General features: G+C 66.1%; 8 protein-coding genes. 3 read left to right on the top strand and 5 right to left on the bottom strand.

Features of this window, described 5'->3' with window-relative positions:
• Window positions 1-76: 76 nt before the first annotated feature.
• From WAZ62_RS06355 to WAZ62_RS06335, 5 genes are all read right to left on the bottom strand, one after another.
• Window positions 77-664, bottom strand: a complete 588-nt coding sequence (locus WAZ62_RS06355) for a hypothetical protein (protein ID WP_422642673.1) — start codon at window positions 662-664, stop codon at window positions 77-79.
• Between the two features lie 11 nt (window positions 665-675).
• The gene (locus WAZ62_RS06350) at window positions 676-1,050 is read right to left on the bottom strand and encodes a hypothetical protein (protein ID WP_422642672.1); all 375 of its coding nucleotides are present in this window, start codon (window positions 1,048-1,050) and stop codon (window positions 676-678) included.
• Between the two features lie 173 nt (window positions 1,051-1,223).
• Window positions 1,224-5,765, bottom strand: a complete 4,542-nt coding sequence (gene gltB / locus WAZ62_RS06345; RefSeq protein ID WP_422642671.1) for a glutamate synthase large subunit — start codon at window positions 5,763-5,765, stop codon at window positions 1,224-1,226.
• Between the two features lie 17 nt (window positions 5,766-5,782).
• Entirely contained in the window at window positions 5,783-7,225 is a 1,443-nt protein-coding gene (locus WAZ62_RS06340) for an NAD(P)-dependent oxidoreductase (RefSeq protein ID WP_422642670.1), read from the bottom strand.
• A 555-nt stretch (window positions 7,226-7,780) separates the two neighbouring features.
• Window positions 7,781-8,740, bottom strand: a complete 960-nt coding sequence (locus tag WAZ62_RS06335; RefSeq protein ID WP_422642669.1) for a complex I NDUFA9 subunit family protein — start codon at window positions 8,738-8,740, stop codon at window positions 7,781-7,783.
• Between the two features lie 120 nt (window positions 8,741-8,860).
• Between WAZ62_RS06335 and WAZ62_RS06330 the strand changes: the two genes are divergently transcribed.
• From WAZ62_RS06330 to WAZ62_RS06320, 3 genes are all read left to right on the top strand, one after another.
• Window positions 8,861-9,616 (top strand): ABC transporter ATP-binding protein, encoded by a 756-nt coding sequence (locus WAZ62_RS06330; protein WP_422642668.1) that lies wholly within the window; start codon window positions 8,861-8,863, stop codon window positions 9,614-9,616.
• Entirely contained in the window at window positions 9,613-10,413 is an 801-nt protein-coding gene (locus WAZ62_RS06325) for an ABC transporter permease (protein WP_422642667.1), read from the top strand. Before WAZ62_RS06330 ends, WAZ62_RS06325 begins: the two co-directional genes overlap by 4 nt.
• A gap of 64 nt (window positions 10,414-10,477) precedes the next feature.
• Window positions 10,478-11,176: a lipid-binding SYLF domain-containing protein gene (locus tag WAZ62_RS06320; protein ID WP_422642666.1), complete on the top strand. Its 699-nt coding sequence runs from the start codon at window positions 10,478-10,480 to the stop codon at window positions 11,174-11,176.
• The last annotated feature ends 267 nt before the right edge of the window (window positions 11,177-11,443 follow it).

Genomic DNA, 11,443 nt, shown 5'->3' with positions numbered 1-11,443 from the left:
GACGAGCCCAGCCCCAAGCACGGCCATCGCCGTGCCGAGAAGCTGGCGCCGGCTCGGCCCGGCCATCGCCCGGGCCTCAGTCCCCACCACCGCCGCCACCACCACCACCGCCGGTGCGGCGCTCGTTCGGCGGAAGGACCGTCGGGCGGACCGGGTTGGTCAGCGGGTCATTCCAGTTGCCGTAACCGCCGTCGCCCTCGTGGCGCGTGACCGAATTCGGCCCGAGATAATTGTCCGAGGTCCAGGTCGAGACCGGCTTGCCCGCGCCGTTGGAAATCTGGGTCACCGTATAGGTGTGCAGGCTACCGTAGTCGACACCCGGCACCCTGTAACCGCTGTAGGTATAGACCTTGACGGTGTGGTCGGCCGGGATGTCGCCCTTGGCCTTCATGTCCTGCAGCGAATTGGCGATGGCTTCGCCCCGCCTCGTCGCGGCATCGACGCAGCTGCCGCCCGACAGGTTGAGGACATTGGAGTAGATCGTGGTGCCCGGGGTCTCGCCCGATGCCTTTTCGATCGCCTTGTCGACCTTGCCGAGATCGAGCGGCGGGGGTGGCGGCGGCGCCGGCGCCGGCTCGTAATCCCCGCTGCCCGAAGCGCAGCCGGCGAGGAGAGCGGTCGCGAGCGCGACCATGGCGAAGCGGGTGGTCAATCTTGTGTTCATGTCGGCCTCCTTCAACGGATGTCCAGGAAGGACACGGCGAAAGCGCCCCTGGCGCCGGAGCCGGCCATGGTGAACTCGAACAGGGCGATCGAAGATGCTCCCTGCCTTCGCGTCGAATAGGCCGCGATCATGAAGGCCCCGGGATCAACCGGCCGCGGCGAGGATGCGGTCGCGGCGACCAGTTCGTCGAAACTGGCGGGCCAATGGCCGTTCATGCGCTGGAAGCGCACGAGCGCATCGCGCACCACGGCGACGGCCGGATCATTGTCGATCTTCATGTCGCCGAGAATGGGCTTCTCGGCAGCGAATGCCGCGGACGTGGGCATCATGCCGCCCGTCGCGAGCAGGGCCGCCACGATGGCGACCATCCCAATGCGTTTCCTCATGAGACGTTCTCCCACGGCAGCTTTTCGCGCCTTGCCTATCAGTAGGAGAGGACGGCCCCTTTCACCTTGCGTTGGGTCAATGGGCTAAAAAATAGACACAGGGGCATTCGCCACCGGCCGAAAACGAAAATGGCCGGGTCTCCCCGGCCATGTCCAGATCGTGATGCCCCGGCTCAGGCGCGCTTCAGCGCCGCCTTGTCCGACAGAGGATGGGCGAGGCGGTTGACCATTTCCTTCGGGCAGATCTGCCAGAAGCGATCGATCTCGCGCTCCCAGTCCGAGAGCAGGCGCTGGGCCAGCGGCGAGCCGGTCTCGGCCTGATGACGGACGACGAGATCCTTCAGCACGCCTTCCCAATGGGCGGAGGCGAGACGCTGGAACACCACGCTCTCGTCGTTGACGCGCAAGGGGAAGTGATCCTGCGGGTCGTAGATGAAAGCCATGCCGCCCGACATGCCGGCGCCGAAGTTGTCGCCCACCGGCCCGAGGATGATCGCCGTGCCGCCGGTCATGTATTCGCAGCCGTTGGAGCCGCAGCCTTCGATCACCGTCGTCGCGCCCGAATTGCGGACGGCGAAACGCTCGCCCGCCTTGCCCGCCGCGAACAGGTAACCGGCGGTGGCGCCATAGAGCACCGTGTTGCCGATGATCGTGTTCTCGTGCGGGACGAGCGGCGAGGAGGTCGTGGTGCGGACGACGATGGTGCCGCCCGACAGCCCCTTGCCGACGTAATCGTTAGCGTCGCCGTAAACCTTCAGCTTCACGCCCTGCACCGCGAAGGCGCCCAGCGACTGCCCGGCGGAGCCGCGCAGCGACACCTCGATGTGGCCATGGTCGAGGCCGGTCATGCCGAACTTGCGCACGACATGGGACGACAGCCTCGTGCCGATGGCACGCTGGGTGTTGCGCACCGTATAGGTCAGCTGCATCTTCTCGCCCCGGTCGAAGACCGCGGCGGCATCCTGCACCATCTGGGCGTCCAGCGTGTCGGGCACTTCGTTGCGGCCGACGATGACCGAATGGCGGGCATAGGGACCCGAATCCGGCGTGACCAGCAGCGGGTTGAGGTCGAGGTCGTCGAGGTGGTGATGACCGCGGCTGACCTGGCGCAGCAGGTCGACGCGGCCGATCGCATCCTCGAGGGTGCGAAGGCCGAGCGACGCCAGGATCTCGCGCACTTCCTCGGCGATGAACGAGAACAGGTTCACCACCTTGTCGGCGTTGCCATCGAACTTCTCGCGCATCGCCGGGTCCTGGGTGCAGACCCCGACCGGGCAGGTGTTCGACTGGCACTGGCGGACCATGATGCAGCCGAGCGCGATCAGGCTGGCGGTGCCGACGCCATATTCCTCGGCGCCCATCAGCGCCGCCATGACGACGTCGCGGCCGGTCTTGATGCCGCCGTCGGTGCGCAGCTTCACCGAATGGCGCAGACGGTTCAGCGTCAGCACCTGGTTGGATTCGGTCAGGCCCATTTCCCACGGCAGGCCGGCGTATTTGATCGAGGTCTGGGGCGAGGCGCCCGTGCCGCCGACATGGCCGGAGATCAGGATGACATCCGCCTTCGCCTTGGCGACGCCGGCCGCGATCGTGCCGATGCCCGAACCCGATACCAGCTTCACGCAGACCTGAGCCGTCGGGTTGATCTGCTTCAGGTCATAGATGAGCTGGGCCAGATCCTCGATCGAATAGATGTCGTGATGCGGCGGCGGCGAGATCAGGGTAACGCCCGGCGTCGAATGACGCAGGCGCGCGATCTCGACCGTGGCCTTGAAGCCGGGCAGCTGGCCACCCTCGCCGGGCTTGGCGCCCTGGGCGACCTTGATTTCCAGCTCGCGGGCCTGGTTCAGATATTCGGCGGTGACGCCGAAACGGCCCGACGCCACCTGCTTGATCGGCGAATTGGCGTTGTCGCCATTGGCACGCGGCACGAAACGCTCCGCCCCTTCGCCGCCCTCGCCGCTGTCGGCCTTGGCGCCGATGCGGTTCATGGCGATCGTCAGGGTCTCATGCGCCTCGGGCGAGAGCGCGCCGAGCGACATACCCGGTGTCACGAAACGCTTGCGGATCGAGGTGATGCTTTCCACGTCCTCGATCGGAATGGGCTTGCCCGCCGGCTTGAATTCGAGCAGGTCGCGCAGCGCGATCGGCGCCCGCGAATGCACCCCTTGCGAATATTTCTTGTACAGCGTGTAGCTGTCCGTCCCCACCGCCTGCTGCAGCATGTGAATGAGGCCGCCTTCCCAGGCGTGCAATTCACCGTTCTTGCGGAAACGGTAGAGACCGCCAACCGGCAGGGCCGCCGCGTCCGCGTCGAAGGCGCGGCCGTGCAGCTCCAGAACCTTCTTCTGGATACCGGCGAGGCCGATGCCGGAGATGCGCGACTGCATCCCGGGGAAGAATTCGGCGACGAGGGCGCGCGACAGGCCGACCGCCTCGAAGTTGTAACCGCCCCGATAGCTGGAGACGACCGAGATGCCCATCTTGGACATGATCTTCAGGAGACCCTGATTGATCGATTCCTTGAAGCGGGCGATGCAGTCGGCATGGGACAGACCGGGGAACAGGCCCCGGGCCAGACGGTCGGCGATGCAGGCTTCCGCCAGATAGGCGTTGACGATGGTCGCGCCGCAGCCGATCAGCACCGCGAACATATGGGTGTCGAGACATTCGGCCGAACGCACGTTCACCGAGGTGAAGGTGCGCAGGCCGCGCCGCACCAGATGGCTGTGCACGCCGCCGACGGCGAGAACCATCGGAATCGCCACGCGGCTGTCCGAAATCTTCTCGTCGGTCAGGATCAGATGGCCATAACCCTGGCGCACCGCGTCCTCGGCTTCCTGGCGGATGCGGGCGACCGCGTTTCGCAGCGCGTCGGTGCCGCCATCGGCCGGGAAGGTGCAATCGATCTCGGCGACGGAATCGCCCATGAACTTCTTCAGTTCGATCAGTTCGCCGGAGGAGACCACCGGGCTTTCCAGCAAGAGCACGTTGGCCTGGCTGGAATCCTGGGCGAGGACGTTCTTCAGGTTGCCGAAGCGCGTCTTCAGGCTCATCACCCGATGCTCGCGCAAGGGATCGATGGGCGGATTGGTCACCTGGCTGAAGTTCTGCCGGAAGTAATGATGCAGCGGCCGATACTTCTCGGACAGGACGGCGAGCGGCGTGTCGTCGCCCATGGAACCGATGGCTTCCTTGCCGTCCTCGACCATGGGCTGAAGGATCAGCTCCATGTCCTCGTGGGAAAGGCCCGCGGCGAGCTGGCGCACGCGCAGCTCCTGCTTGTCGTAGGGCGTCGGCTCCTGCGCCGGGCGGATCTTCTCGTCAAGCTCGACGATCGACTTGGTCCACTCGAGATAGGGATGCTCGGCCGCCAGCTTGTCCTTCACCTCGCGGTCATGATAGAGCCGGCCATCGCCCAGATCGACGGCGATCATCTGGCCCGGGCCCAGCGCGCCCTTCTCGATGACATTGGCTTCGGACAGCAGCACCATGCCGGTTTCCGAGCCCATGACCAGAAGACCGTCACGGGTGATCGTGTAGCGCATGGGACGCAGGCCATTACGGTCGAGACCGCCGACGATCCAGCGCCCGTCGGTCATCGCGAGGGCGGCCGGGCCGTCCCACGGCTCCATCACCGAATTGACATAGGCATACATGGCGCGGTGCGCGTCCGGCATGGTCGACTTCTTCGACCAGGCTTCCGGCACCAGGAAGGTCTTGGCGAGCGGCGCCGAACGGCCGGCGCGCACCAGCACCTCGAAGACATTGTCGAGCGCGGAGGAATCCGAGCCGCCGGGCTGGATCACCGGCTTGATGTCGTCCGAATATTCGCCGAAGGCTTCAGAGACCATGCGGATCTCATGGCTCTTCATCCAGTTGACGTTGCCCCGCCAGGTGTTGATCTCGCCGTTGTGGGCCAGCATACGGAAAGGCTGGGCCAGCTTCCACTTGGGGAAGGTGTTGGTCGAGTAACGCTGGTGGTAAATCGCGAAGGACGAGACGAAACGCTCGTCGCGCAGGTCCGGATAGAAATTCTCCAGATCGGCGGCGAGGAACATGCCCTTGTAGATGATCGACCGGCACGACAGCGTGCAGAGGTAGAAGTCGGCCGAGAGGTTGGATTCCAGCGCCCGGCGCTCGATCCGGCGGCGGATGATGAACAGCTTGCGCTCGAACTCGTCGGCGTTCAGATGCGCCGGGTGCTCGATCATGATCTGTTCGATCTCGGGGCGGGTGGCATTCGCCTTCTCGCCAATGACCGAGATGTCGACCGGCACCTGGCGCCAGCCGTAGATATAGAAGCCGAAGTTCAGGATTTCCTGCTCGACCAGGGTCCGGCAGGCTTCCTGCTGGCCGAAATCGGTGCGCGGCAGGAAGACCTGGCCGACCGCGAGGCCGCGCTCGGACGGGGCATGGCCCGTGGAGCGGACATGATCGGTGAAGAAATCCTGCGGGATCTCGATGTGGATGCCGGCGCCGTCGCCGGTCTTGCCATCGGCATCGACCGCGCCGCGGTGCCAGACCGCCTTCAGGGCATCGATGCCGGCGCGCACCACTTCGCGGCGCGGGCGGCCGTCGATGGCGGCGACGAGGCCGACGCCGCAGCTGTCCTTCTCGTCCTCATGGGCATAGAGGCCCAGGGCGTCCAGACGCGCGGATTCCGCCAGCCAGTGGGTGACGAATTCCGAACCGCTTTCGATATTCTTGCTCATGTCCGTCCCTCCGACGCTCAGGAGGCCTTGGCGAGGCCGGCTTCGGCCTTTGCCTTCAAGTAAAGGTGCATCTGGTCCGCGACATCGCGGCCGTCGCGGATCGCCCAGACGACCAGCGAGGCGCCGCGCACGATGTCGCCGGCGGCGAATACGCCGTCCAGATTGGTCATCATGGTCTTGAAATCGACCTTGAGGGTGCCCCAGCGCGACACGCCGAGTTCCGGCGCGCCGAACATCTTCGGCAATTCCTCGGGATCGAAGCCCAGCGCCTTGATGACGAGATCGGCCGGCATGTTGACCGACGAGCCCTCGATCACCTCGGGCGCCTGACGACCCGAACTGTCGGGCAGGCCAAGGCGCATCCGGTGCGCCTTCACCGCCGTCACCTTGTCGTCGCCAAGGAAAGCCTGCGGCGCCGACAGCCAGACGAATTCGACGCCCTCTTCCTCGGCGTTCTTCACCTCGCGCATCGAGCCGGGCATGTTTTCCCGGTCGCGGCGATAGAGGCATTTCACCGATTTGGCGCCCTGGCGGACAGCGGTGCGCACGCAGTCCATCGCGGTGTCGCCGCCGCCGATGACGATGATGTCCTTGCCCTTGGCATTGAGATCGCCGCTCTCGTATTCCGGCACGGTATCGCCCATGCCGACCTTGTTCGAGGCGGTCAGATAGGTCATGGCCGGCAGCACGCCCTTGAGGCCCGCGCCCGGGACCTGAACGTCACGCGCCTTGTAGACGCCGGTGGTGATCACCAGCGCGTCATGGCGGGTGCGCAGTTCTTCCAGCGTCGCGTCGGTGCCGACGGCGAAATTCAGGTGGAAGGTGATGCCCTGGTCTTCCAGCAGCTTGGCCCGGCGGGTGATCACGGTCTTTTCCAGCTTGAAGCCGGGAATGCCATAGATCAGCAGGCCGCCGACACGGTCGTAGCGGTCGTAGACGTGAACTTCATAGCCCTTGGCGCGCAGCTGCTCGGCCGCGGCGAGACCGGCCGGCCCGGCGCCGATGACGCCGACCGACTGGCCCAATTCCTTCTTGGGCAGGCGCGGCTTCACCCAGCCCTGTTCCCAGGCGGTATCGGTCAGGAATTTCTCGACCGAGCCGATGGTGACCGAGTTGAAATCCTTCTCGATCACGCAATTGCCTTCGCACAGGCGGTCCTGCGGACAGATGCGACCACAGACTTCCGGCATCGAATTGGTCGCCTGCGACAGCTCGTAAGCCTCCTGCAGGCGGCCTTCGGCGGTCAGCTTCAGCCAGTCGGGAATATTGTTCGAAAGCGGGCAGTGCACCTGGCAGAAGGGAATGCCGCATTGCGAGCAGCGCCCGGCCTGATCCTGGGCCGAGGGCTGCACGAAGGTGGCATAGATTTCGCCGAAGTCCTTGATCCGCTCGTCCGCGGTGCGCTTGGGCGGCATTTCCTGCTCGCGCGACACGAACTTCAGCATTTTGTTCTCAGCCATGGGCTACTCCATCACGGCCAGTGTCTCGACGCGGCCGGCGTCTGAACCAGACGGGCGCGCCATGGGGCAGTCCGGTGCTTGCGCCCGGGGGTCTAGGGTCTAGATACGCGCAAATTTTCTGATCGCAAAGCGAAAAAATGCAATTAGGACAGTTTTGCTGACCATTTTTCGCGGGGCCGCCTATATTCTTCGCATGACAGCACCGAAAATAGGCAAAAATAGGTCCGGTTTGAGAACTATACCGCGATGCCACAGCTCGCAGAGGCGTCGGCAGTCTCTCGGACCCCATTGATTTGAAACGAATTTTCCGGGTCCGTCGAGACGGATTCAGCATCACCCCTTCGCAAACGCAAAAAGACGTCCCGACAGAGGGTGGTTCAACCCCTCAGAGCCTGCGCCTGGGCGCCAGCAGGGGATTGCGCGCGAAAATCGGCACGAGAATCGCGCAAAAGGCGATCGCGGCCACGACACAACGAAAAAGGCCGGGCGCGATTTGCACGCCCGGCCTCCCGATATTGGAGAAAGATTTGGCCGCCGGCTTTCAACCGGTCGAGATCAGTTCTCGACCGCGTCGCGGATCTCGTACTGGCCGGCCTTGCGGAAGCGATGCAGATAGGTCGGCACGATGGCCTCGACCGAGGTGGGCGTGATGCCGAAGGCCTCGAAGCCCGGGGCGCCGGCAGCGACCACATTGTCCCGGCGCAGCAGCTTCACCTGGTCCGAGGTGATGGGCGCGCCCGGCAGCCAGCCGATGGCCGCCGCCTGCAGCTTGGCGACCACGAAGGGAATCGGCAGCAGCAGCGCCTTCCGCTCGGTCACCTTGAGCACGATCTCCATCAGCTGGCGGAAGCTGTAGACCGTGGGGCCGCCCAGTTCATAGGGCTGCGCCGCGGCGCCGACCGCGCCATTGGCCGCCGCGACCACCGCGTCGGCGACATCGCCGACATAGACCGGCTGGAATTTCGTCTCGCCGCCGCCGATCAGCGGCAGCACGGGGATGTAGCGCGCCATATTGGCGAAGCGGTTGAAGAACTGGTCTTCCGGCCCGAAGACCAGCGAGGGGCGCAGGATCACCGCGTCCGGGAAGGCGGCCTTCACCGCCGCCTCGCCGAGGGCCTTGGTCTTCGCGTAATCGGCGCCCGAATTCGCGTCGGCGCCGATGGCCGAGACCTGGACGAAGCGGGACACGCCGGCTTCCCGGGCGGCGGCAGCGATCCGCTTCGCGCCTTCGGCCTGGATCAGCTGGAACTTCTGGCTGCCCGACTCGGAGAGAATGCCGACCAGATTGATTACCGCTTCCGCGCCCGCGACCGCCTGCTTGACCGACGGGGTGTGGCGGACGTTGGCCTGGACGATCGCGATCTGGCCGACATCGCCCATCGTGCGCAGGAAGCCCGCTTCCTGCGGGCGCCGCACGGCGACGCGCACGCGCCAGCCCTGCTTCGCCAGCCGCTTGACGACATAGCGCCCCACGAAACCCGAACCACCGAATACCGTCACCAGCCTGTCGGCCATGGGAATACCCCGCAAACGCATGAAGCCTGTTGGGCCGCACAATATAGATTCCGATCGCCCGCGCCAATGGCGCCGCATCCGACCTTTGCAGGGGTGGATGCGCTTTGGCATGATGCGACCGTGCCCGCCTCGCCCCGCCCCATCCTCGATATCGAACATCTGTCCAAGCGCTTCGGCGCGGTCGAGGCCGTGCGCGACATCTCCTTCTCGATCGCGGCGGGGGCGATCACCGGCCTCCTCGGCGGCAACGGCGCCGGCAAGACGACGAGTATCGCCATGATCCTCGGCCTCGTTAAGCCGAGCGCCGGCATCATCCGGGTCGACGGGCGGGAGCTGTCGCGCGAGCCGGTCGCGGTGAAGGCGATGATGAATTTCTCCTCGCCTTACGTCGATCTGCCGCATCGTCTCACCGTCGCCGAGAATCTGACGGTCTTCGCCCGGCTCTATGGCGTCGCCGCGCCACGCCGCCGGATCGAGGCGCTGGCCGCCGACCTCGATCTCGAAGCCTTTCTCGACCGCCCGGTCGGCCGGCTGTCGGCCGGGCAGAAGACGCGGGTCGCCCTCGCCAAGGCGCTGATCAACGAGCCGAAGCTCCTCCTCCTCGACGAGCCGACGGCGTCCCTCGATCCCGATACCGCCGACTGGGTGCGGCGCTACCTGCTCGACTATCAGCACCGCTCCGGCGCGGCGATCCTGCTCGCGTCCCACAACATGGCCGAGGTCGAGCGGCTGTGCGCCGACGTCGTCATGATGCGGACCGGCCAGATCGTCGATCACGACACGCCCGCCGGGCTGCTGGCCCGCTATGGCCGCGACACGCTGGAGGAGGTCTTCCTCGACATCGCCCGCGACCGCCGCAAGGGAGAAACGGCATGAGCCCCCTGTCGGCGGGGCGCATCGGTGCCCTGATGCTGCGCCACTGGTATCTGCTGCGCTCGTCCTGGCCGCGCCTCCTCGACATGATCTACTGGCCGACGGTGCAGATGCTGACCTGGGGCTTCATCACCCTGTCGCTGCCCCTGCCGGCGGGCGCCGCCGGTCAGGGCCTCGGCGTGCTGCTGGGCGCCGCGCTTCTGTGGGACGTGCTGCTGCGCGCGCAGCTCGGCACCTCGATGTCCTTTCTCGAGGAAATGTATGCCCGCAACCTCGGCCATCTGCTGGCCAGCCCCCTGCGGCCGATCGAGCTGCTGATCGCCATCGCCGTGGTCGGCCTGCTGCGCACCCTCGCCGGCATGGTGCCGACCAGCCTGCTGGCCATCTGGTTCTTCGGTTATTCGGTCTATGACATGGGCCTTGCCCTCGCCGGCTTCTTCGGCGCCCTCGTCCTGATGGGCTGGGCCATCGCCCTGTTCATTTCGGGCCTTGTCATGCGGGTCGGCATGGGGGCGGAGGCGCTGGCCTGGGGCTTCGTCTTCGCCATCGCGCCGCTGTCGGCGGTGTTCTATCCGGTCTCGGTGCTGCCGCCCTTCCTGCAGGGTGTCGCCTGGTGCCTGCCCTCCGCCCATGTCTTCGAGGGGATGCGCCGCTTGCTGCTGACCGGCACGGTCGACGGTGCGGCCATCGGTCTCGCCTTCGCGCTCGACGGGCTCTATCTGGCGCTTGGCATCTTCGCCTTCCTGCGATTCCATGATGGCGCGCGGGACAAGGGCCGGTTACTCCAGACAGGCGAATAACGGGAACCCGCGCGCCGACGCTGACATTGTTCAAGCGGGGACGCGAGACAGAAGGAACGCCACGATGCAGATGATTTCCCGCCGTGAGCTGATGGGCGGCGCCATCACCGCCATCGCCCTTGCCGGCGCCAGCCGCGCGGCCCTGGCCTCGACCGACCAGCAGGAACTGGTCGACAAGGCCCGCATCACCATGGACAGCCTGGGCGGCGATCCCTCCTATGGCGACATGCGCGCCTATCTCGCCCGCTCGGTCGGTTGCCTGATCGTGCCCCAGTTGCTGAAGGCCGGCTTCATCATCGGCGGCTCGGGCGGCGACGGGGTCCTGGTCGGGCGCCGCAAGACGGACGGCAGCTGGTCCGCCCCCGCCTTCTACACCCTGGCCGCCGGCTCGGTCGGCCTGCAGATCGGCGCGCAGGCGTCGGAAGTCGTCCTCGTCATCAACAACGAGCGCGGCCTCGAGGCGATCTTCAAGGACGAGATGAAACTGGGCGCCGATGCCTCGATCGCGGTTGGCCCCGTGGGCTCGGGCGTCGAAGCGGCGATGACGACCAATTTCCGCGCCGACATCTATTCCTACGCCAGGGCCAAGGGCCTGTTCGCCGGCGCCTCGCTGGAAGGCGCGGGCATCCTGTCGGCCACCAGCTGGAACAAGGCCTATTACGGCAGGGCCGTGAACCCGCGCGACATCGTGCTGAACCGCATCGTCGACAACGCGGGCGCCAACAGCCTGAAGGCGACCCTCGCCCGCGTGGCCAAGGTGTAGATCGAACACCGCCGCTCCGGCGAAGGCGCCCTTGCCTGATCGAGACCCCGGCCTTCGCCGGGGTGACGACAGGGGTCGGGTCAAAACATCGTCGCTCCGGCGAAGGCCGGAGCCTCGCGACTGTGGAAGCGCGCTCAGACGAGGCCGGCGGCCAGCAGGCCGCCGATGATCAGGACCAGCAGCCACAGGGCATGAGCCCGGTCGACGAGGAGACGGGCCGCCGCCACCCGCTCTGCCGGGGCCGCCGCATCGAAGCCGCGCCTGAGC

It is taken from the genome of Zavarzinia sp. (assembly GCF_049306435.1).
GTDB lineage: Bacteria > Pseudomonadota > Alphaproteobacteria > Zavarziniales > Zavarziniaceae > Zavarzinia.
This window is presented reverse-complemented; position numbering and strand designations above follow the sequence as displayed.